This is a genomic window from Vibrio ishigakensis (assembly GCF_024347675.1).
Taxonomy (GTDB): domain Bacteria; phylum Pseudomonadota; class Gammaproteobacteria; order Enterobacterales; family Vibrionaceae; genus Vibrio; species Vibrio ishigakensis.
This window is the reverse complement of record NZ_AP024882.1, coordinates 563,991-586,069: the sequence shown is the minus strand read 5'-3', so window position 1 is coordinate 586,069 and position 22,079 is coordinate 563,991. Positions and strand designations below refer to the sequence as shown.

At 47.1% G+C, this 22,079-nt stretch carries 19 protein-coding genes and 1 riboswitch; of the genes, 11 read left to right on the top strand and 8 right to left on the bottom strand.

The features are described 5' to 3' along the window. Complete coding sequence (locus tag Pcarn_RS16530) at positions 1-1,059, top strand: MBL fold metallo-hydrolase (RefSeq protein ID WP_261837025.1); 1,059 nt, start codon at positions 1-3, stop codon at positions 1,057-1,059. A gap of 231 nt (positions 1,060-1,290) precedes the next feature. Here the strand turns inward: Pcarn_RS16530 and Pcarn_RS16525 are convergent, their stop codons facing one another. Then, positions 1,291-2,184, bottom strand: a complete 894-nt coding sequence (locus Pcarn_RS16525; RefSeq protein WP_261837024.1) for a LysR family transcriptional regulator — start codon at positions 2,182-2,184, stop codon at positions 1,291-1,293. Between the two features lie 96 nt (positions 2,185-2,280). Between Pcarn_RS16525 and Pcarn_RS16520 the strand changes: the two genes are divergently transcribed. Further along, positions 2,281-3,471 (top strand): multidrug effflux MFS transporter, encoded by a 1,191-nt coding sequence (locus Pcarn_RS16520; protein ID WP_261837023.1) that lies wholly within the window; start codon positions 2,281-2,283, stop codon positions 3,469-3,471. Here the strand turns inward: Pcarn_RS16520 and Pcarn_RS16515 are convergent. Then, the gene (locus Pcarn_RS16515) at positions 3,468-5,042 is read right to left on the bottom strand and encodes a sensor domain-containing diguanylate cyclase (protein ID WP_261837022.1); all 1,575 of its coding nucleotides are present in this window, start codon (positions 5,040-5,042) and stop codon (positions 3,468-3,470) included. The two genes, Pcarn_RS16520 and Pcarn_RS16515, sit on opposite strands and share 4 nt — an antisense overlap. 159 nt (positions 5,043-5,201) lie before the next feature. On the opposite strand from Pcarn_RS16515, the gene traF reads away from it, so the two are divergent. From traF to Pcarn_RS16495, 4 genes are all read left to right on the top strand, one after another. Continuing rightward, positions 5,202-6,347 carry a conjugal transfer protein TraF gene (gene traF, locus Pcarn_RS16510; protein WP_261837021.1) on the top strand — a complete coding sequence of 382 codons (1,146 nt, stop codon included), beginning with the start codon at positions 5,202-5,204 and terminating at the stop codon, positions 6,345-6,347. A gap of 53 nt (positions 6,348-6,400) precedes the next feature. Continuing rightward, positions 6,401-6,844 carry a carboxymuconolactone decarboxylase family protein gene (locus Pcarn_RS16505; protein ID WP_261837020.1) on the top strand — a complete coding sequence of 148 codons (444 nt, stop codon included), beginning with the start codon at positions 6,401-6,403 and terminating at the stop codon, positions 6,842-6,844. Positions 6,845-6,987: 143 nt separating this feature from the next. Continuing rightward, positions 6,988-7,833, top strand: coding sequence for a hypothetical protein (locus Pcarn_RS16500; protein ID WP_261837019.1), 846 nt, complete (start codon positions 6,988-6,990; stop codon positions 7,831-7,833). A gap of 106 nt (positions 7,834-7,939) precedes the next feature. After that, a complete protein-coding gene (locus Pcarn_RS16495; protein WP_261837018.1) occupies positions 7,940-8,953 on the top strand; it encodes a helix-turn-helix transcriptional regulator in 1,014 nt (337 codons plus the stop codon). 32 nt (positions 8,954-8,985) lie between these two features. Here the strand turns inward: Pcarn_RS16495 and chrA are convergent, their stop codons facing one another. Beyond that, positions 8,986-10,131, bottom strand: coding sequence for a chromate efflux transporter (chrA, locus tag Pcarn_RS16490; RefSeq protein WP_261837017.1), 1,146 nt, complete (start codon positions 10,129-10,131; stop codon positions 8,986-8,988). A 111-nt stretch (positions 10,132-10,242) separates the two neighbouring features. Between chrA and Pcarn_RS16485 the strand changes: the two genes are divergently transcribed. From Pcarn_RS16485 to Pcarn_RS16465, 5 genes are all read left to right on the top strand, one after another. Then, positions 10,243-11,172 (top strand): LysR family transcriptional regulator, encoded by a 930-nt coding sequence (locus Pcarn_RS16485; protein WP_261837016.1) that lies wholly within the window; start codon positions 10,243-10,245, stop codon positions 11,170-11,172. A 30-nt stretch (positions 11,173-11,202) separates the two neighbouring features. Beyond that, positions 11,203-12,270: a mechanosensitive ion channel family protein gene (locus Pcarn_RS16480; RefSeq protein ID WP_390904507.1), complete on the top strand. Its 1,068-nt coding sequence runs from the start codon at positions 11,203-11,205 to the stop codon at positions 12,268-12,270. A gap of 128 nt (positions 12,271-12,398) precedes the next feature. After that, positions 12,399-12,896, top strand: coding sequence for a hypothetical protein (locus tag Pcarn_RS16475; RefSeq protein ID WP_261837014.1), 498 nt, complete (start codon positions 12,399-12,401; stop codon positions 12,894-12,896). 122 nt (positions 12,897-13,018) lie between these two features. Next, positions 13,019-13,348 (top strand): 2Fe-2S iron-sulfur cluster-binding protein, encoded by a 330-nt coding sequence (locus Pcarn_RS16470; protein WP_261837013.1) that lies wholly within the window; start codon positions 13,019-13,021, stop codon positions 13,346-13,348. A gap of 89 nt (positions 13,349-13,437) precedes the next feature. Further along, positions 13,438-13,926 carry a hypothetical protein gene (locus Pcarn_RS16465; protein ID WP_261837012.1) on the top strand — a complete coding sequence of 163 codons (489 nt, stop codon included), beginning with the start codon at positions 13,438-13,440 and terminating at the stop codon, positions 13,924-13,926. On the opposite strand, the gene Pcarn_RS16460 is transcribed toward Pcarn_RS16465, so the two are convergent. From Pcarn_RS16460 to putA, 5 genes are all read right to left on the bottom strand, one after another. Further along, positions 13,916-14,704: an ABC transporter permease gene (locus Pcarn_RS16460; protein WP_261837011.1), complete on the bottom strand. Its 789-nt coding sequence runs from the start codon at positions 14,702-14,704 to the stop codon at positions 13,916-13,918. The genes Pcarn_RS16465 and Pcarn_RS16460 overlap by 11 nt on opposite strands. A gap of 95 nt (positions 14,705-14,799) precedes the next feature. Continuing rightward, positions 14,800-15,888 (bottom strand): patatin-like phospholipase family protein, encoded by a 1,089-nt coding sequence (locus Pcarn_RS16455; protein WP_261837010.1) that lies wholly within the window; start codon positions 15,886-15,888, stop codon positions 14,800-14,802. Between the two features lie 475 nt (positions 15,889-16,363). Continuing rightward, positions 16,364-17,563 (bottom strand): MFS transporter, encoded by a 1,200-nt coding sequence (locus Pcarn_RS16450; RefSeq protein ID WP_261837009.1) that lies wholly within the window; start codon positions 17,561-17,563, stop codon positions 16,364-16,366. 164 nt (positions 17,564-17,727) lie between these two features. Further along, positions 17,728-18,423, bottom strand: coding sequence for a hypothetical protein (locus Pcarn_RS16445; protein ID WP_261837008.1), 696 nt, complete (start codon positions 18,421-18,423; stop codon positions 17,728-17,730). An 11-nt stretch (positions 18,424-18,434) separates the two neighbouring features. Then, positions 18,435-21,596, bottom strand: coding sequence for a bifunctional proline dehydrogenase/L-glutamate gamma-semialdehyde dehydrogenase PutA (gene putA / locus Pcarn_RS16440; protein ID WP_261837007.1), 3,162 nt, complete (start codon positions 21,594-21,596; stop codon positions 18,435-18,437). 259 nt (positions 21,597-21,855) lie between these two features. Continuing rightward, positions 21,856-22,053, top strand: a riboswitch (cobalamin riboswitch). Positions 22,054-22,079: the final 26 nt, after the last annotated feature.

Below are 22,079 nucleotides of genomic sequence, written 5' to 3'. Positions count from 1 at the left end.
ATGTCAGCGACACCACTACAAGCAGAAATCTTCGAATCAAAGCAGATTGATGGCAAGTTTCAAAATAGTGAAATCTCTTATAGCACAGGGATGGGCGATATCTACGGTGCAATGAAGGCATACTTCACTACCACACGTACCGAGCCTGTACCTACCGAACCGCTACCTAGCATGACGCTCACCGCTGAGCAGATCGAAAACACCAAACAGGCATCGGTTGCCCGCCTGGGCCACAGCACCATGCTGATCCGTCTCGATGGAAAAACTATCCTTACCGATCCCGTGTTTAGCGATCGCGCCTCACCAGTGCAGTGGGCAGGTCCAAAACGCTTCCAAGATGCCGCGATCTCTTTGCAAGATCTGCCTCATATCGACATGGTGGTAATCAGTCACGACCATTATGATCACTTAGATAAAGGGGCGATCAAAGCACTGCATCACAAGGTAGATCACTTCCTTGTACCGCTAAAAATTGCCAAGATCCTAACCGATTGGGGTGTATCTGAGCACAAGGTGATAGAACTGGACTGGTGGGAAGAGAAGCAGATCGACTCTATCCTATTTGCGGCAACACCAACTCAGCACTTCTCTGGTCGTGGTCTATTCGACAAAGACAGCACTTTATGGGCAAGTTGGGTAATCAAAGGCGAACAGGCGAACCTGTATTTCAGTGGTGACTCAGGCTACTTCTCTGGATTTAAAGCAATCGGCGAAAAATACGGCCCATTTGATCTAACCATGATGGAAACTGGGGCGTATTCAGAGGCGTGGAGCCAAATCCACATGATGCCAGAACAAAGCGTACAGGCGCACATTGACCTCAAGGGTAAGGCTATGCTGCCTATCCATAACTCGACCTTTGACCTATCAGTACACGACTGGTTTGAGCCCCTAGACCGCGCACTAAGCGCAGCACAATCACGTAACGTGCAGTTGGTTACCCCGATATTCGGCCAGATGATGCCAGTGCAGGATATTCCGGCGAGTGCACAATATGCGTGGTGGCGAGAGGTGCAGAAGCAACCAGAAAGTGAGATGCAAACAGCTTCGGTGAAGTGATTTCACTGGGGCAGTCTGCACATACCCTCTTGTCGTTCCAGAAATTGCAAAGCAATGATCTGGGATCTTCATGACTACAGCACCACATTAGATACCGGATAGCCTATGGCTTCCGGTATGACGGGTGTTTTTAACACTAACTAACTGAATAACAAGTATTAAGAAGTCATCCCGGAAGTTGTGAAACAACTATCCGGGATCTTCCCAACAACTGCACTACACCAATTCTCATCAATCCTTAACCCGCTTCTCCTCAGCAATCTGCTCCACAAGGTAATCCAAAAACAACCGCGTACGCGTGTGCTCATAATCCAGCTTCGGATAGTAGGCATACACGGTAGTATCTCGCGCATACACCTCTGGCAAGATAGGGACTAATGCGCCCTGTTGCAGCTCTTGCTGGATCATCACTGAGTTAGTTGGCAATATCCCCATACCATTCTTCCCTGCGTGGAATAGAGCCTCTGGGTTAGTGGTCGCAAAATTACCCGATACCGAAATACGCTTGCCCGAGGCTAGGGTGAACTCCCGCTGAAGCTGCTCACCGAAGATCAAGATGTTGTGCTGTTGCAGTTCCTCAACCGATTTTGGCTCGCCATGTTGCTCAAGATATTGCGGCGAGGCGTAAAAGCGAAACCTGTCTTCGAATAAAAGCTTGGAACGAAAACTGAGTGAGTTGAACTGCTCGAGCTCTCGACTGATGAAAAGGTCTAACTTCATCTCGGGAAGTTGGCCTGGAATGGTGGTGGTGAGCTGAATACGGATATCAGGATAACGTTGCAAGAATCCATCGATATAATGCAGCAGGAACTTAGAGCCTACCGCTAGGGTTGCACCTATCTTCAGTAGCCCTACTGGGGACTCGTTTACCGAGCGGGTTTCATCGATGATGGACTGAAAGCTGTCTAACGATTGCTTCATACGTTTGTAGAAAAGAGCGCCAGCCTCTGTCTGGGTGACACTGCGTGTTGTGCGCTTGAGAAGTTGTACGCCAATCTTCTCCTCTATCCAATGTACGCGCTTACTAACTGCTGAGCTGGTGGTGGACAATCTGCGGGCTGCTCCGTTAAAGCTTCCCTCCTCCACTACCATCACATAGCTACGAATACTCTGTATCCAATCCATATTAATTCCTAAATGGAAACAATCTAGTTCCTCAATGGTCAATTATCATCCGATGATTTTCAACATAAAATTCAATTCATGAATAAAAAGTCTCAAATGAATCTCATCCCATTAATGCTTGCCATGCTGGTTATCGCCACAGGGCAAGTAGGTGTAAGTATTTACTTACCTTCTCTTCCCCTTATCAGCGCAGACCTTGGTGTCAGCAAATCCGACCTTCAATCTATCGTCACCCTTTTCTTGGTTGGTTTTGGTTTATCACAGCTGTTCTATGGTCCGCTCTCTGACGCCATCGGCAGGCGTCCAGTATTTCTCATGGGTCAGGCAGTCTACATAAGCGGTACCCTGCTTTGTATTTGCTTTACCGATAACCTAATTGCCTTGGAATCGGGCAGACTACTACAGGGCTTAGGTGCAGGTAGCGCGTCAGTGCTCGGGCGCAGCATCTTGCGCGATAGCTACGATGGTAGTCAGCTCACCAAGGCGCTCTCATACCTCGCCATTACCGCCTCTATCATGCCGATCATATCTCCGGTATTTGGTGGTTGGATAGCCTTCCATATCCATTGGGAAGCGGTCTTCACCTTTGTCTTAATCTATCTTCTTGCGACCTTTGCGGTGGGCTGGTACATACTTCCAGAAACCCTACCCTATGCCAAAAGTAGCTTTAAGCTCAGCAACGTGCTCAAGAAATATGTTGAGCTTATCCAAAATCCGCAGGTTATCTCTAGCGCCTCATATAACTGGTTAAGTTATCTGGCTGCCGTGGTGTCTTTGTCACTGATGCCATATTTGATGCAGCAACAGCTGGGTATGACAGCCGCTGATTATGGTGTGGTGATGATTATCCCATCGGCGGGTTTGATGATGGGTAGCATCTTACTTAACACCCTCAACCGCCGTTTCGGAACCTATCAGTTGATTGGATTGAGCATAGCTATGTTCTTCTTTGCGGGCTTATGGCTCCTATTTGCGCCGTTCACTGTGTTCAACCTAGTGTGGTCCTTCACTTGGATAGCAGTGGCGCAAGGAGTCTCTTTCCCGCTCTCAATAAGCTTGTTACTCAAGCCACATAAGAAAGATGCGGGCTCAGTATCTGCGCTAGCAGGCTCGATTCAGATGTGTTTAGCAGGCTTTTTTGGTAGCTACTTGGTAGGTACTTGGGTATCAGACAAAACCGAACTTGGGATCTTTTATCTGATACTAGGTCTGACTATGGGCGCAGTCCTTCTGGCAACTGTAATGCTCCCAAAACAGGCTAGAGAGACCTCGACTTCAGACTGTTAATATCGCACTGATACATAGCGATTACGACCGGTCAGTTTGGCCTCATATAGGGCATCATCAGCATGAGTCAGCAACTGGCGCAGAGACTTACCCGAGTTGGGAATGACAGACGAAATCCCCATACTCACGGTCACGTGATCAGCAACATCACTCTTGGAGTGAGCGATATTAAGCTCAGCTATCTTATTCATCACCTTTTCAGCAATAAATTCAGCACCCTTGATATCTGTGTTTGGCAACAGCAAAACAAACTCTTCGCCGCCATAACGTGCCACCAAATCCGCGGGACGCGCCACGCTCTTCGCCAAGGCATTAGCGATTGTTACCAAGCAGTCATCACCACCAATATGACCGTAGTAATCGTTGTACTGCTTAAAATAGTCCACATCGCACATAATGATAGAAAGTGGCATTCTGTCACGACTCATGCGACGCCACTCAGTGCGAGAAGCTGAGTCAAAGCGCAGTCTGTTAGGGATCTTTGTTAGCGAGTCTGTCACGGAAAGGTGTTTAAGCTCGCGCATAGCCTCTTGAAGTTTCTCTTCTCGAGTCTCGATGGCATCTAGCATATTGTTCAGCTGTAGTGACAACCCACCAATCTCATCCTTGGTTTCAATACTGGTGCGCTGACGATAGTTCTGATTCTCAGTGATTGAAGAAGCTGTTTCTTTTAATTTAGAAATTGGAGCCAATACAACCACTTGCAGAACATACCACTGCACCACCAGCAAAAGTACGCCCAAGATAACCGAAGCAATAAGTGCGGTTTGCACTGCTAATTTACCCTGCAGACTTATATTTCTCGGGTAGTAGGATTCCAGCAATATAATCGGCACACCATTGCTGTAGATATAACGGGATACCTCTAAAGTCTGTGCGTCCATCACCTCAACCATAAGGTCTGGCGTGATCTCTTTATTTGCGTTTTCCACCGCAGTGAGCTTAAACCTCACCTGTGTCTGCTTCATATAATCCGTTATAAGGCCTCTATCTATGCGTTTGCCGCGGATCAGATAACCCATTATCGGTCCCTGATTATTAGATTTAAGAATTGGTCTGATAGAGAACAAGACCGGACGCTCATTTACTACCAACAGCCCCATGAAGTTACCGTCTAGAGTATTCGGCATGAAGGAGTCTGTACCGTACTTACGAGAAAGCTGACCTATGGTCTGATCCACTAGATCTTTGTTCTTAACTACATTGTCCGCCGTCTCACTGTAAATACCGTGCCAAACCAACTCCTCGCGGGTGTTAAAGAACATCAAAAAATCGAAGTCACCATTCTTAAACGACTCAACACCTAGGTTTGCCTTTTCATAGTTGGTATTTTGGCCTTGCACAAAGGCATAGGTGTCATCCCAAGACGCCCAGTCTCGGTTCAATTTATCTAGGGTCTGAGAGTCTTCATTAAAGCGAGAGACTACTCGCTCGAAGTTCTTGATGGCAGAGTCTTGTTCTAACTGGGTAAATACCGGATAAATATACTTAATTTGAAGCCACGCAAGCACACCCACTAATAGTAAAAAGAGTGGGAACAGTGCTAGCAAGATCTTCTTTGATAAGGACATTAAATAACTCAGGGATATGAAAACGGCAGAATTGTAGACGTTTTCTGATTAAAAAGTAACAGCTTGTTAGCTTAAGTTGCTAAAAATTTCCATGTTATTCCGACCAAATATAACGCATATAGAATATTAGACGGTAAATACATTGATGACAGGAATATCATGAACTTAGTTAAGCAAGGAATCCCGCTTTCGGCAATTTCACTACTACTCTCAACACCTACACTTGCCGACTCGCGCAGCGTTGCCATGGGCGGAACAGGTGTCGCCTCCGCCAACTTTATGTCAGCAAGCTTTCACAACCCTGCCCTAGCGGCAAAAGGCGAATCTGAGCACAACTTTGGCATGATCTTGCCAACAGTTACCGCCTCGGTTCATGACGGGGAAGGCGTGTTGGACAAGCTAGATACCTACTTCGATGCAGAAGACGACTGGATAGATAATCCAGGAAGTATTGAAGCTCGTAATGCATGGAGACGTGCACTTCAGGATCTTAATAATGGGGACATCACAGCAGATGCCTCAGCTGGTATGGTTTTCGCTATCCCCAATAAGTTTGTGAACACTAACTTCTTTGTTTCCACCCATGCGACAATGCTCGCCACTGCAGATATCGACGACAACGACCTTGATAACACCAGTCCTGATGATGAGGTTGAATCAACCGCAACTGGCCTTATCGGCGGTACGCTCGACTATGGTTTCACCTTTGCTAAAAACATAGAGCTCTGGGGTCAAGATATGAGCTTTGGCGCCTCCCCTAAGGTTCAGCAGATATACACCACCTACTTTAGAGAGCGTCTAACCGAGGATGACATCGACGATGCTGATTTCTTTGATGACTTAGAATCTAAGACCACCTTCAATATTGATCTTGGCGCAAGTTGGCAGGTGCAAGAGCATTGGAACCTAGCAATTAGTGCAAGAAACCTTATCTCTCACAGTCTAGATACCAATATGCAGCTTGGTGAGCGTGCAACCTTCGAGGTAAAGCCCGAATACAAAATCGGTACAGCTTACTCCACCAATTGGTACACCCTAGCTGCCGATATCGACCTCAACTCCCGTAGCTACTTCAAGCAGCAGAGCTACAAAACCCAATACGCAAGACTAGGTGCCGAAGCAGACCTATGGAAATGGGCTCAACTGCGCGCAGGCTACATGCACAGCATGACTAGCTATAGCGAAGATGTGTTCACTGCCGGTATCGGCTTTAGGCCATACGGCGTATTTGGCTTTGATATCTCCGGACAATTTGGCAACGATGACAACTATGGCGTATCGGCTCAGTTAACTCTGGTGATTTAATTTGCTAGTGTAGGATTTGACCTAGCAAGGAATTAGAATGATAAGGAAGTCTCATGTCCCGCGTTAACATCTACAAAAATCAGCCCGCTGCCTACAAAGCTTTCTTCGGTGTAGAAGCCTATCTTAAGCAGTGTGGCTTTGATCCTATCCTGGAAGAACTGGTGCGTGTGCGTACCTCTCAGATCAATGGCTGCGCCTATTGTATTCACGTTCATACCAAGGGAGCGTTGGCGCACGGAGAAACACAAGAGCGCATCTTTGCCCTATCAGTATGGAAAGAGTCCAAGCTGTTTAACGAAAAAGAGCGCTCGATATTGGCATTGGTAGAAGAGATGGCACACATCACTGAAAAGGGTGTCAGTGACGAAACCTATCAAGCGCTAGAGTCTCACTTTGATGAAATCCAGATATCTCAATTTATCGTGCTCTGTACCATGATGAATGCATGGAACCGCCTAGGCGTCGCAACTCACGCCAACGAGCTAACCAAATACTAAACCTCTCATGGCGGTAAACCCTTACCGCCTTTTTCTGCTATCTAGATTACAAACCAAAAAACATAGTGGCGCGTAAAGGGCATCGCGTGTGATTTTGATCATTAAACTACGCCTCAACTTCGAAAGATTGATTGGGCGAACTGATGAACAAGATTCTACGCAAAACCACAACGGCTATCGCACTGCTTGCATCCCTAATTGCTCTGCCAACCATGGCGGACCAAGAGCAGATGGACAAAAAAGCGTTAGCTGATAAAGCGGCAAAGGAACTGGCGAACCCAAACACGGCTCTAGCGAGCCTGAACTTTAAATTTCAATACTATGGCGGCTATGACGACGGTGGTAGTAGCTCTACTGTTTTGTTCCAACCTTCAATGCCATTCCCGCTAGATAACGGCGATAAGATCCTATTCCGCCCTGCGATACCTTTCTCAATGAACTACGACAAAGCCGGAGAGTATGGTGACGACAGTGGCTTCGGTGACATCAGCTTCGACCTTGCCTATGCCCCTAAGACAGAGGCAGGCAGCATCATGGCATTTGGTGTATTTGCTCAACTGCCAACAGGTCAGGAAGGCTTTACTGCCGACCAGTTTGCAGTAGGTCCTGAGATGCTTCTTGGTAAGTTGAGTAAAGAGCGTATCTTTATCTTCTTCCCGAACCATCTATGGGGTGTGTCTAATCAGTCTGACAATCCGAATGCAAAAGACATCAACCGCACCTCGGTGCAGATTGGTTGGGTAGAGCTTCTAGGGAATGGCTGGACAGTCGCATCGAGTCCAACGCTGAGCTATGACTGGAATGAAGACCAAGCGGAAATTCCACTTAACTTCCAAGTAAGTAAAACGGTCATTCTAGGTAACCGCCCTTGGAAGTTCGGTCTTGAGGCTAACTACTACATAGAAAAAGATGAAAGAACCCGTCCTGACTTCATGATTGGTCTTAACATCACTCCAGTGGTAGAGAATAAGTTAGCTGGTCTGTTCTAATCTTCAAAACGCTCGGTAGCTCACTATCGAGCGTTTTTTTATTAAAAAGCAGATACAAGGATTTCTGGATATACTGAAAACATCATTTAAAACAATAGCCTATTCAGTGTCAGATAATCAGCTTCCCTTGATTCGTGTAGAAAGCGCCATCATCATCATAGAGAGCGCACGAGACTTCTTTCCATCGAGCTTGCTACACAAGGCGCAAGAGTTTCTGCCTATTCCTCTTGAGCGCGGAACACTGACTATCCCTGCGATTCCAGAAAACGCCATCATTCACTTTATGCAGCAACTCCACCAACACGCTGACAGTGAAGACTTCTTTCTTTATCTAGAAGAGAGCATGAAACAGCTGGCTAAGCTATGGCCGATTCCAAGCTCTAGCCAATGTAACAACTTGGTTTCCATACTCGAGTACAACGTAGCGAATTTTCAATCCAACTCCTCTCAGTCTTTACTCTCTATAGAAAAAGAGGGATTTGAACAGCAGGTCACTTTGACTCTAAGCACAGATGAACACTATCTTGAGCGCTATTCCGGAACTGCAATTTGGCTAGAGCTTCAGAGCCTGATGTTCTTGGTGCAGTACATTCGGCGCATACTAGGAGATGAGTGGCTTCCCTTATCGGTGGGCCTGCAGCATGCAGAGGTGGATGAAGTTGAAAAACATGTCCCACTTGCCCACAAGGGGTTATTTGTTCAACGCGAAGTCACCTCTATCACTCTATCTAAACAGGATGCCTACACGCCTCTTGAGATAGAACCCCAGAGCGTTTCTTTGCCTGAGCTCTCGGTTCAGAGCTTATATTCGGAACAATTGATAGCAGCGCTCTGGCCGTACACCGGCGAGCGTAAGTTAGAACTCGGCGTGTGCAGTGAGCTCCTTAATACCTCAAAGCGAACCATACAAAGAAAATTACAAGGCGAGGGAATGACCTTCCGAGATATCGTCGACAAGCTTCATGTGAGGTTCGCTCTGGCTGTACTGAGAGAGGACAGATTCACTGTCGCCGACGTCGCTTCACACCTAGGCTACGCCAACTCCTCCAAGTTTATCCGCGCCTTCAAACGCATCACCGGACTGCCTCCCATGCAGTACATACAAAAAGAGCCCAGATAACTCTGAGCTCTTTGCATGCCTAATTATTCTTTTTAGAAGAAAGAAACCAACACACCGTAGCCAATAAAGCTGGCAACCAAGCCTACAATAGGAAGCTTAAGCTGCTTGAGTAGGAAGAAACCTACTAGCACCACCGCAAAGTCTTGTGCCCCGCTTACTGCACTCGCAAAGATAGGCTGATAGAGAGCCGCAATCAGTAGGCCAACTACACCCGCGTTGACACCTTTAAGTGCCGCCGACACCGAAGGAATACTCGCCAATGCTTGCCAGTTATGGATAACGCTCAGCACCAGTAAGAAACCTGGCAAGAACACAGCCAGAGTTGCCACAATAGAGCCCAAGATAGGTTGCTGAGGCAATAGCTCATAACCCAAGAAAGTAGCAAAGGTGAACATAGGCCCCGGTACAGCCTGCGCTGCTGCATAACCCGTTAGGAAAGCATCTGTGCTTAGTGAGTCACCAATCAAGTTTTGCAGAAGCGGAAGTACCACATGGCCGCCACCAAATACCAGAGAGCCAGCATAGAAGAAGTCGTGGAACAGCTTAGCGATAGGAGCTTGGGATGCGAGCAGTGGACCCAGCACTAGCACGGCAACAAAGATCACAAGTGGCAGCATCTGCAACTTAACCTTACCTTGTGGCTTTTCTGCAGGTTCTGATTTAAACCAAAGGGTGCCCAAGATTGCACACGCCAATAGCACTATGATCTGAGCCGCAATGCCACTAAACAGCAGCATGGACACCGCCACCAGCAAGCAAAGCCCGATAGATTGCTTGGTCTGACAGAAATTCTTGTACATTCCGACGATTGCGTCTGCCACAACCACAACTGCTAACAATTTCAGGGCATGAATCACTGAGACAAAGATTGAGGTCTCAAGCAAACTACTGCTGAGTAGCGCCAGCGTTATCATCAAAAGAATCGAAGGAAGGGTAAATCCTAGAAAAGCTGCGAACGCGCCGCCCAAGCCACCTTTTTTGTAGCCAAGGGCGAAGCCCACTTGGCTAGAGCCTGGACCTGGAAGAAACTGGCTAAGGGCAACAAGCTGCGCGTATTCGTCATCACTGAGCCATTTCTTCTGCTCAACGAAGGTTTTACGAAAGTAGCCTATATGGGCAGCAGGGCCACCAAAACAAACCCAGCCTAGTGCGAAAAAGATCTTAAAAATGGAAAACATTAAGGTAATACCTCAATAAAAAAGTTAGGCATAAACTATGCTATGCCTTTATATGATTCAAATTGATAGAATTGATAATCTATATGAACAGGATAGATGTAGGAACCCAATTTGGCAGATATTAACTGGAAAGGGATAGACCTCAATCTGCTGGTCGCCTTTCAGGCACTGTATAAAGCACGCAGTGTTTCCCTTGCCGCCAATGAGCTTCATATAAGCCAGTCAGCAATGAGCCACAGCTTGGCAAGGCTAAGACAGATGCTAGGTGATCCCCTTTTCCATCGTCAGGGCCACAAGATGGAGCCCACCGAAAAGGCTATGCAACTTGCACGAGACGTAGATCTCGTGATTGGCGTGGTAACCAACAACATTCTTAGCCAAGAAAGCTTTGCACCCGAGAAATACCAAGAGGCCTTTAAGATCGGCCTCACCGACTATGCGGAGTTTGTGTTTGCCCCTCAGATCTTTGATCGATTAAGCGCTGAAGCACCGAATGCCAAGATCAGCTTTATTAACGTCAATCGCCACAACGTTTTAGAGGTGATGGAAAAAGAGCGCTTAGATCTAGCAATAGGTAGCTTCCCATCGCTACCTGATCGCTATCAAACCCAGCCTCTCTATCAAGAAAGCCACGTGTGCCTATTCGATGCCAATAAAACCGGACTGACACCACCGCTTTCAATTGAGCAGTTTTGTCAGCTTCCACACGCCTTAGTTAGCCCAGATGGAAACTGGGTGACCAATGTCGATAAGAGCCTGCAAGAGCAGGATAAAAGTCGCCATGTGCAGGTACTATCCCGCAACTTCTTGACCATAGGCCAGCTGATAAAAGGTCGCGACCTTGTATGCATAGTACCTAAGCTGATGTCTATGATCCCTTTTATTGCTGAAGGGTTAACGCGTAGCCAGCCACCTATTCCGGTGAGTGATTTCACCATCAGCATGTTGTGGCGCAGCAATCCCTCGAACAAAGATAAACAACATTGGCTACAAGGCTGTGTTGCCAGTGTCATCAACCCAGATTTCTCAACCAAGGATTAGATAATGTCTGAAACCTCAACATGGCTTGAAATGTTCCAACTGACAGAGAGCCTTATTCTCAACGAGGTGATTTTTATCACCACCTTCAGCTTGATTGCTTGGGGTGTCTGGCGCGTGGTGCTCGGCAGGCTGGAAAGTCTCGCTGAAAAAACCAAGGTAACTTGGGACAACGCAGTTATTCACGGTATTCGTGCCCCAATCAGTGTTTTAATCTGGTGTTGGCCTGCCACTGTATCCCTAGGGCTAGTGCTCGAAGACAACCTCAACCATTCACTGGATTGGCTCGCTACCCTAAAGCTAATTTTGCTGATCTTTGTGGCTGTCTGGGCTCTTTATCGAATCGTCTCCAATTTCGAAGCCGAGGTTCTCTCTCACCCAGAGCGCGATCCAACCACAGTACAGGCCGTCTCTAAGGTAGTGCGCCTCGCGGTGATTATCCTAGGTGTATTGACCGTGATGCAGACCCTTGGGCTTAGCCTATCAGGTCTGCTTACCTTCGGTGGTGTCGGTGGTCTTATCGCTGGTCTGGCGGCAAAAGATCTGTTGTCCAACTTCTTCGGTGGCATGATGATCTACTTCGACCGTCCGTTTAAGGTGGGTGATTGGATCCGCTCCCCAGATAGAAACATTGAGGGTACGGTAGAGCGTATCGGTTGGCGCATGACCATGATCCGTACCTTCGATAAACGCCCGCTATACGTACCGAACTCGGTCTTCAGTAATATAGTGGTTGAAAACCCATCGCGCATGACCAACCGTCGTATCTACGAGACCATAGGCTTGCGTTACCAAGATTCCGCCAAGATGGACAAGATCATCGCAGATGTACACGCCATGCTAAAAGAGCATCCGGAGATCGACGCCACACAAACCCTGATAGTCAACTTCAATGCCTTTGGTAAGTCATCACTAGACTTCTTCGTGTATACCTTTACCAAGACGGTGAACTGGGTGAGATTCCATGAGGTGAAGCAGGATGTGATGCTTCAAATCATCAATATCATTCACGAAAATGAAGCAGACATCGCCTTCCCAACACAAACACTCAAGGTCGACCCAGCAGTAGAAAGCGCTGAAAAACAGATGCTAAATCTATAGTTTTAAGTAGCACACATTCAAGCTAAAAATAGCAAGCTAGTAACCTAAAAATTTGTTCAAGCTTGCTGCTTTTTTCATAAATAACAATCTGTTACATTGCGCTTTCTTTCATAATGGAATCATAATAAATGAAGCGCTCACTCCTACTTCTCGCTCTATTCAGTACTGCTATTCAAGCCGAAGAAACCAAAGAATATAATTGGCATATCCATACTGGTCTCAGTGACTCTTCACAGGTAGAAGGGGTGATCGTAGGCGCAGGTTACAGTGGTGATATCTTTGGTGCAGAGTTTAACTATCACATCCTAGATGATGGCGCTAAATTCGATGCCAACGGCATGTATGAATTCAATGTGGAAGCAGGCTACAAGATCAAACTTAACCGCCTGCAGTTCAAGCCCTATGTCTTCATCGGCAAGAGCATTCTCAACGGTCCCAACGTCCAAGGACAGCGCTTTGACGACGCCTATCAGTATGGCGCGGGTATCAAGGGTAACTTGGGCCTCATCTATGCCGACCTTAGATACAACAATCTAAACATCAATACCTATGACCCAACCAACGCCAACAACCGTGGTGATATCAACGAAGAGTATGTGCAATTTCATTTAGGTGTGACTTTCTAAATCACTGCTGTTATTTGCCTGTGTGCTGTCAAACAAAGGGGGACTTTCTAGAAGGAAATTAATTTCGTCTTTTTAGCACCCCCGACGTCTTATAATAAAGACACTCAACCAAGCACAATAATATGAACAGTTTTTCCTTTTCCAGCATAGAGATAGACGGCCAGACTGGCTCCCTAAAGCCAGACGATTCCAACCTAGTTGAGGTTGCCCAAAGACTTAAAATCAATATCCCTGCCCCTTGTCTTAAGAATGGACGCCGTGATGGTTGTTGCAAGGCATGCTTAGTGGAGGTTGATGGCAAGCGCGATTTCGCCTGCTCTACAAGACCTAAGTCAGGGATGGAAGTGACAGTTCGCACCAAAGAGCTGGATGCGATTCGTAAGGCTTCTATCAAGGAATACAAACAAAACGTCAAATCGGGCAATACCACTGCCTGTAATTGTTCTTGCTAAATCTGGGCTTCCGATATGCAACCCGACACTTTTTACCATAAATAACAAAGTGTTACCCTCCGCGTATTACTTCCTGATATGCAAGAACAATGACGAAAATTGGCATACTCGCCCTGCTCATAAGCTCACCCGTGTGGGCTTCAGACAAGCCATGGCATGTGAATATGGGGGTCACCAATTCAGATAACCTACAAGGGGTCAGTATTGGTGGAGGCTATAGCGGCAAAATCATAGGCGTTGATATAAACCACACTAACCTACGCAGCAATGCAAAATTTAAAGGTGGGCCGATATGGGATGTGAACCTAGAAGCCGGGTACAAGTTTTCTGCAGGCCCTTTCCAAGTAAAACCATACCTTTACATAGGCAAAGTGGTGTTTAACGGCACAGACCCACAGGGTTACTACGTAGACGATGCCTATCAATACGGTTGGGGATTTAAAGGCGCTATCGGCTATTTATTTACTGACCTGCAATACGGCGACATTCGCATCAACAGCTACGACGATTACGACTCAAGCTATCGCGCACAAACCGAAGAAGAGGTGGTGCGTTTTAAAATGGGCGTTACTTTTTAAAGCTAACTGTAACTCTTCCCTCTTTGGTGATGGTGTTTCGAAGACTCAACTGCAGTGACAGAGTTACTGAGATATTCATCACCACGAAGATGGCTATCATGATCATCAGCTGATATTTGATTGCCACCATAGGTGAAGCGCCACCCAAGATTTGACCAGTCATCATACCCGGTAAGGTGACCAAGCCCATGGTCGACATAGAGGCCAATGTTGGCGCGAATGATTTCTGCATCGCAGCTTGAACAAACGGACGCGTGGCATACATAGAAGGAGCGGCTAGAGCAATTGCTGCTTCATACTCGTGCCTGCGCTCTTCGAAGGCGGTGTAGAGATTCTGCAGTGCTACTATATTGGCACTCAAGCTATTGCCGAGCAGCATCCCAGCAAGCGGGATAACATATTGAGCACTATGAAAAGGCTCCGGCTGAATTACCATCCAGCAGAGCAAGAACAATACTGGCGCTAAACCCACCAGCAAGCCGGTGGATACGGGCATCAAAAGCGACTTCTTCGGCAGTTTTGCCTTACCTATGATGGCGCTGGCACCAACGCCAATCATGATGGTTATCCATGCCACGTTGACCCAAAGGTTATTTAGATCAAAAAGATACTCAAGATAGAGACCGATCAGTATCAGCTGAGCAGTCATACGCATCACAGAGAGCACGATATCTTTGCCTAAACTCAGCTGAAAATGCCTATTGATGGAAAACGGCACGATTAGAGTTAGAGAGAAAAGGGCTAGAAGCCACCAGTCGATATCGATTGAAGATTGCATACACACGCTCAGAGACAATTACTCAGCTTAGAGTACGCCCGTCTGTTTTATGAATCCAATTAATAGTATGGATAGAATGTATGCAGGATGTAGATTTATAGCTTCAATCGCTTCAAGAAGTCTTTACCTACCATGATGCCAGTTTCATAATCCACTAGGATGTCATCCTTGCCACTCATCAAGCCAGTACTACTTAGTGGCTTAGGTGGAGCTAGCTCATGAATCACAACCCCCTCAGGCGGACAGTTCATAAACTCAGTCACACTCATGTGATTGGTATAGTGAGCAAACAGCATCTCCATGGTGCGCGGCGTATGGGTACGCCACTTCTGTGATTGCTGAGTCAGAAGCTCTGTGAGTTTGTCTTTGTTTGGCAACCAAGTCTTGGGAATAGAGTCAAACCTTGGCCACTGATGATCCTCTTTCATCTGATTTACACGCTCAGAGATAAGGTCACCAAATTGTTTGAGAGATTCGTTCTTGGTCACTGGCGCCATACGTTGCAGGTAACTGTCGATCCCCTTACTCCACTCCCCCTTGAGCTTTTCAAAAGGCTCTGCCGCCACCGGCATAAAGCTAGTCGCGTGTTCACCAATCACTGGCTCGGTGGTTATCACCACCATATGCGAGATGCCACGGCGATACGCCTCTTGAACGGGTATGGTTGCCGAAACACCACCGTCGACCCATTTAGCGCCATCGATCTCTATGTCATGGTAATAGAGAAGTGGGATAGCGCAGGTCGCTTTCAGTACATCGAACCAGTTTTCAGAGAAGATGGGAAAGTAGTGATCCTGCATATCCTCAACGTTAGTCACACAAGCAAGCGCTTCACGCTCAGTTCCGAGAAATTCAGCCCCCTTATTCATATCCAGTGGAAACTCGCCACTGTGTACAAACTGAAACGCCCAATCTAAGTCCATAGGTTGCTGTTTCTTCACTAGCTTGTTGAAGTCAAAGAAGCGGTTTTTGGTGGTGTAGTTGAGGATAAAGTCGAGCCCAAGCCCTCTCTGCTTGGTAACAAAGGAGGAGACATTTAGTGCCCCAGCGGAGGTACCAAGATAAAGAGAAAAGGGGTCAAACTCGGCTGAGTTAAAGGCATCTAGCACACCAGCAGCAAAGGCTCCTTTTTGGCCCCCGCCTTGAACCACTAAGGCGTACTTTTGCTGATCTTCCCATCTCATCTACGGCTTCCCTCATTGAAAATTACTTCGTATTCTCAACAACATAGCGTGTAGGATTTACATTGTAAATCGACTTCGGAGAAGATAGAGGCTTAGCTCAACTAACGCCGTTTCTGTGCGGAATGAAACTCTTCAAACCCAGCGATTAAGTCCAACTTAGTAATGCTACACCCGCGTATCACGACCCTACCCTCAAGGTCTTCCAGTTCGAAATAGATTCGGTTATCACCACTCACTGTTTTCTTTTTCTTGCATCTCACAAGGTAGTTTTGAAAGCTAAATGCTTGGTAGTCCAAATAACTCAAAGTCACAGGATCCAAGTTATCTATATCAACTAGCTGCTGTATACGCTCTATGGTCACGCCCTCTCTCACTCTATGCTTCAGGTGATATTTCAGAATATCGAACAACAGAGACCGGAAAGGATACGAGTTAAGCTCAATCTGTTCATGGTTTATAAAGGCAAATCGTGATATCAGCACGCCTCTATGACTCCAGCATGTTTGAGAGGCTTCTTGCTCAATAAATACATGCTAAACGATGCCAAAAGCATGACCATGGCCGCTAGTACAAAACCAAACTGGGTAACCTGATAATGACTCAGCAATGCGATAGCCACGTAGCTGACGCTCTGTACTAAAGTAGCAAACATCTGCAGTATTCCGTCTGCGCGACCTCGGCTCCCCACCTCCACAGAAACGTGCATCCAATTGGTTCTAGCTATGCGATTCATAGCGTTGAAGAAACCAAAGATCAGAGTGAACAATAGTAGATAAATAGGATGCGGTGAGACACTCATTCCAACCACAGTAAATCCACAGATCGCCATGGTGCTGAGCATGGTATTTTGCGCGGAAAAGAGTCCCAGTAACCTAGCCACAAACAAGCCTGTGATAAGAGAACCTAGGCCAAACGCAAGGTTGTACCCAGCCAACCACTCACCCGATATTCCGCTCTCTGCAAACCAGATCGGAACTAGCTTACCTAGGTAGGTTAATACTGGATATGACAGCGCAGAAAGCATTAAGAACAGATAAAAGCGTGGCTCATTGACGATGAGTTGCTTGCTCTCTTTTAGCTGAGCGAGGAAAGGCATGGCATTGTTGATGCGAAGCTTACGACGATAAGGCGTATAGATATAACAGAGAGTGGCAATGCCCGAAGCAACTGCCGCAAAGGCAGCAAACTCCAACATTCCCCACACCTCGAGAAGTACCACACCCAGCGCACCTGCACCTAGAGTCGTCCCTTGCATGATCACCTCTTGCTTTCCAGAGATAGAAGCATACTCATGGGGATCATAGTTTTCTTGAGTGAAGGCATTATTGGTGGTCCAAGCAAGATTACTAGAGATCCAAAATGCCAATTGAGCGAACGCCAACAGCCAATGCGAGCCCAAATCAAACCAATAGGCAACAAATACCAAGCTAGCGGTTGAGGCTTGCAGAGCTTGCACTATCACCAAGATAAGCTTGCGAGAATGCCTATCTGTAAGCGTCGAAAAGAAAGGAGTGCAGAAGAATGAAATCCCAGTACAAGCAAGGGCGACCATAGCCACAAACGGCCCCATATTAGGGCTTTGTAGCATGATCCATGGCAAGGCCATCATGAAAAGCCCAGATGAGATGCCATCAAAGAATCGGGCAGTAAGATAAGGAAAGGTTCGTTTGTCCATTTGAAAGCTCCATGTTGATTCACAGTTATTACTGTAAAACCTCAACTTAAGTAGAGGTAAAGAGCTAGAAAGAAAAAAACTCGGATGATATCCGAGTTTTTTAGCTATAAGCCGTAAGCGATCAGCTGTCAGAGGTTACGCCTGATCGCTGATCGCTACGAAGATTAGTGCTCTGCTGCACCTAGCTCTAGTAGCGTTGCGTTACCACCTACAGCTGTGATGTTGATGGTACGTGTGCGCTCTGTGATGTAGCGAAGAACCAGTTTAGGGTCTAGCGCCACTGGCATTCTCTTAAGATCAGTTTCAACCACGAGAGGAGCAATCACACCACGCTTCTCAGCTAGCTGACGGTTAATGCCTTGAACTAGCTTATCTTCAGCGATAGCGGTAACCACACGCACATCATTCTCTAGCACTTGAGAGTATTGGTCATACTCAACAAGGCTTAGTACGCCTGTTGGGAAAGCGGCTTTCTCGATAAGAGACTGAACCTGCTTCGCTACTTCGCTATCCTGCACACATGCAAGCACGCAGTTACCAGCAAGCAGAGCCACAGACAGCTGAGCAAAGAAAGCGCTAGCGTTGTCTGCAGTTAGGCTGTCATCGGCAATGATAAGAGCCACACCACGACCAGCTGTGTACAGCTCATTGGTTTCACCTGTAGGGCCTGGCATAAGCTCTGGCTCAGAAAGAAGCTGCTCACTGTGCGCTTTGTGGAACGCTAGAGGCTTCTTAAGTGAAGTTAGTGCTAGCTTAGTCGCCGCCGTTTCAAGAAGCTCAAGACGCGCTGCAAAAGGAACCTGATTCCAAACAGACCATACCTGTTGGGCCTCAGAAAAACGAATCGATGCTGATTTCATGTTACTACTCCTTATGCATCTGTCATTTCAGCGCTTGCTACATCAGCGCTAGACTGGATCTGGCGCTCACGGCATACGTGGTTAGTGAAACGGTATAGGTAGTTTGGACCACCCGCTTTAGGGCCTGTGCCTGATAGACCTTGACCACCAAATGGCTGAACACCTACTACCGCACCCACTTGGTCGCGGTTGATATAGCAGTTACCCACACGGGCGTTCTGCTCGATCCAGCGGTAAGTTGTCTCGTTACGAGAGTGGACACCCATGGTTAGACCGAAGCCCGTTGCGTTGATTTTCTCGATAACAGAAGCCAACTCATTCGCTTTGAAAGTAACAATATGCAGAATAGGACCAAACTGCTCTTCTTCTAGAATAGAGATATCGCTGATCTCGATTGCGGTTGGTGCAACGAAGGTGCCTTGGTTGCACTCTTCATCAAGCTTCACTTCAGCAACCACTTTCTGTGAATTACGCATCTTCTCAATATGCTGCAGAAGCTTAGCTTGCGCCGTTTGATCGATAACAGGACCTACGTCCGTGCTGTGAAGGTGCGGTTTACCTACACGAAGCTCTTCCATTGCACCCTTGATCAAACTAGTGATACGTGGCGCGATATCTTTTTGCACGAACAACACACGAAGTGCTGAGCAGCGTTGCCCTGCCGATGCAAACGCACTGCGAACGACGTCGCGCACAACCTGCTCTGGTAGTGCTGTGGAGTCCACGATCATCGCGTTTTGACCACCAGTTTCAGCAATAAACGGCACTGGGTTACAGTCACGCTCTGCTAGGGTCTGATTGATACGCTGCGCGGTTGCGGTAGAGCCAGTAAAGGCAACACCCGCAATCGCTTCATGGCTAGTTAGGGCAGAACCAATCTCTGCACCACGACCAGGAAGAAGCTGGATAACGTCCGCAGGGAAGCCCGCATCTAGCATCATCTCAACCGCTCGCACCGCGATTAGGCTGGTTTGCTCTGCAGGCTTGGCGATAACCGTGTTACCTGCAACAAGGGCAGCAGTTACCTGACCAAGGAAGATAGCAAGAGGGAAGTTCCATGGGCTGATACATACAAACACACCGCGACCAGAGCGCTCACACCACTGCAAGTTACCGTCGAAATCTTTAATAGACTCAGGACCTAGCAAGGTTGCGTTGTCTGCATAGAATCGACAGAAGTCTACCGCTTCACGCACTTCATCGATGCTATCGTGGATAGTCTTACCCGCTTCCATGTGACAAAGTGCCACAAGTTCAGCGAGGTTCTCTTCCATCTTGTCCGCTAGGTTAAGCAGACACTCAGTGCGCGTTGCGATTGGGGCACTGCGCCACTTCTCAAGGCCAGACTGAGCAATAGCGATGGCTTCGGAAACATGATCAAGGGATGCATACTTGATCTCACCCACTTGGATGGAGTGATCAAACGGAGCGATCACTGCTTCTGCCTTGATCATGCTTCCAGTTTTCATTTGACCACCAAGGATCGGAGCACCTACCCATTGCTTGCTTAGGAAGGCATTTACCTGATCTTCAAATGGCTTAGCTTCGCTCTCAACGTCGATATTCACACCGATGGAGTTTTTGCGGCTACCGAAGATCTCAGTTGGCAATGGAATATGGTTGTTATGCAGAGTCTCGTTCGCCAAAAGCGTATCAACTGGGTGCTGAGTCAGCGTATCAACTGGGCAGCGTGCATCCACTAAGCGGTGAACGAAAGAACTGTTTGCGCCGTTCTCTAGCAGGCGACGAACCAAGTAAGGAAGTAGATCTTTATGACTACCTACAGGGGCATAAATACGAACTGACTGACCGTATTTGTCCATTACATGGTGATATAGAGACTCACCCATGCCGTGCAGGCGCTGGAACTCATAGTCACTGTGTTCTGCCATCTCAGCGATAGCCGTTACGGTATGTGCGTTATGGCTAGCAAACTGAGGATAGATATTGCCACGCACGCCTTCACTTAGTAGGAAGCGTGCACAGGCTAGGTAAGAGGTATCGGTCGCTTCTTTGCGGGTATACACTGGATAATTGTCATAGCCAGCGGTTTGAGACCATTTGATCTCGCTATCCCAGTAAGCACCCTTAACTAGACGAAGAGGGATCAGGTCGCCTTGCTCACGAGCAAGAGCATTCACCCATACTAATACAGGTAGACAACGCTTCGAATAAGCTTGGATCACAAGACCAAACTTGCCCCAGCCTTTAACGAGTTCGCTGTTGTAAACCTTCTCAAATAGTTCAAGAGAAAGCTCTAGACGATCCGCTTCTTCCGCATCGATAGTTATAGCAACGTCCAGTTCCACTGCACGCTTAAGAAGTTGCATCAACACATCGTAAAGCTCGCTCATTACGCGATCTTTGTTCGCTACTTCATAACGAGGGTGCAGAGCAGAAAGTTTGATAGAAACCGATGGCGCAGGGCTGTCATCTTTACCCACGCTGTGCTGACCAACAGATTCAATAGCAGAAAGGTAATCTTTAAAGTACTTGTGCGCGTCTGCAGTAGTCAGCGCAGCTTCACCTAGCATATCGAAAGAGTGGGTAAAGCCCTTCTTGCGAAGCGGTGCACCATTCTTTTGCGCCTCAACGATGTTTCGACCTAGAACAAACTGATGTCCCATAATCTTCATCGCCTGATGCATTGCCTTACGGATAACCGGCTCAGACATCTTGTTAACTAGCTTAGAAATCGCAGAGCTTGGGCTGGTCTTCTCTTCATTGTTAATGCCAACAACCTTACCGGTCAGCATTAGGCCCCAAGTAGAGGCGTTTACAAATACAGAGTCTGACTGGCTTAGGTGAGATTTCCAATCCGCTACCGTTAGCTTGTCCTTGATAAGTGCATCTGCTGTTTCCGTATCTGGGATACGCATAAGTGCTTCAGCAAGACACATAAGAAGGATACCTTCCTGAGTATCAAGACTGTACTCAAGTAGCAGGGCATCAATCATTTGAATAGAACGTTTGTCCGCACGAATAGCCTCGATCAATTGAGTGGTTTGACGCTCAATACGATGCTTCTCTTCAGCGGTTGGCTTAGCCAGTGGCAGTAACTCCTTGAGCCATGCAGACTCATCCACCATATACATAGGTGATATCTCAGCCCATAGGGTTTCTTTAGGCTGGTTGATAAATTCGGAGTCGAAAACTCTAGATGCTGTAAACATTTCTCTTCCTCAGCTCGACATCAGAGACCAACCCAACTTGACAGAAAACGTACCTTGTTCTACTGCAGTTGAGCATAATTGGCTCATCCTACCTCGTGAGATTGCGCTAGATCAAAGAATACGGATCAATGATCAAAAGAAATGTGATTACGGTTCCTTAACAATACATTTTGTGACATTTAACAATATTTCTGTGGAACTTTACATCAGATCTAACACTCTATAGACTCCTTTACCGCTGGTGTCTCGAACTCAAAACTCCTCCTTTGAGGGTATTGGCTTTCAGGCTTAAAAGGGAATTTGGTGTGAATCCAAAACTGACGCGCAGCGGTATTTGAGAACGAACGTCTAAGGCTATTGCCACACACTGCAAAAGTGGGAAGTGGGACGCTAGGTTGTAGGTGCAAAACCTACAGTGCTCATAAGTCCGAATACCTGCCAGTAAGTACAAAACGCATATATAAGCGTTTGATTTACTACGCG

Coding starts and splice junctions, on each gene's coding strand:
- Pcarn_RS16515 (WP_261837022.1), bottom strand. CDS start 5,042: ATGTCCTTATCAAAGAAGATCTTGCTAGCACTGTTCCCACTCTTTTTA.
- Pcarn_RS16530 (WP_261837025.1), top strand. CDS start 1: ATGTCAGCGACACCACTACAAGCAGAAATCTTCGAATCAAAGCAGATT.
- Pcarn_RS16465 (WP_261837012.1), top strand. CDS start 13,438: ATGACGAAAATTGGCATACTCGCCCTGCTCATAAGCTCACCCGTGTGG.
- Pcarn_RS16475 (WP_261837014.1), top strand. CDS start 12,399: ATGAAGCGCTCACTCCTACTTCTCGCTCTATTCAGTACTGCTATTCAA.
- Pcarn_RS16460 (WP_261837011.1), bottom strand. CDS start 14,704: ATGCAATCTTCAATCGATATCGACTGGTGGCTTCTAGCCCTTTTCTCT.
- Pcarn_RS16525 (WP_261837024.1), bottom strand. CDS start 2,184: ATGGATTGGATACAGAGTATTCGTAGCTATGTGATGGTAGTGGAGGAG.
- chrA (WP_261837017.1), bottom strand. CDS start 10,131: ATGTTTTCCATTTTTAAGATCTTTTTCGCACTAGGCTGGGTTTGTTTT.
- Pcarn_RS16480 (WP_390904507.1), top strand. CDS start 11,203: ATGTTCCAACTGACAGAGAGCCTTATTCTCAACGAGGTGATTTTTATC.
- traF (WP_261837021.1), top strand. CDS start 5,202: ATGAACTTAGTTAAGCAAGGAATCCCGCTTTCGGCAATTTCACTACTA.
- Pcarn_RS16505 (WP_261837020.1), top strand. CDS start 6,401: ATGTCCCGCGTTAACATCTACAAAAATCAGCCCGCTGCCTACAAAGCT.
- Pcarn_RS16470 (WP_261837013.1), top strand. CDS start 13,019: ATGAACAGTTTTTCCTTTTCCAGCATAGAGATAGACGGCCAGACTGGC.
- Pcarn_RS16455 (WP_261837010.1), bottom strand. CDS start 15,888: ATGAGATGGGAAGATCAGCAAAAGTACGCCTTAGTGGTTCAAGGCGGG.
- Pcarn_RS16450 (WP_261837009.1), bottom strand. CDS start 17,563: ATGGACAAACGAACCTTTCCTTATCTTACTGCCCGATTCTTTGATGGC.
- Pcarn_RS16445 (WP_261837008.1), bottom strand. CDS start 18,423: ATGAAATCAGCATCGATTCGTTTTTCTGAGGCCCAACAGGTATGGTCT.
- Pcarn_RS16520 (WP_261837023.1), top strand. CDS start 2,281: ATGAATCTCATCCCATTAATGCTTGCCATGCTGGTTATCGCCACAGGG.
- putA (WP_261837007.1), bottom strand. CDS start 21,596: ATGTTTACAGCATCTAGAGTTTTCGACTCCGAATTTATCAACCAGCCT.
- Pcarn_RS16500 (WP_261837019.1), top strand. CDS start 6,988: ATGAACAAGATTCTACGCAAAACCACAACGGCTATCGCACTGCTTGCA.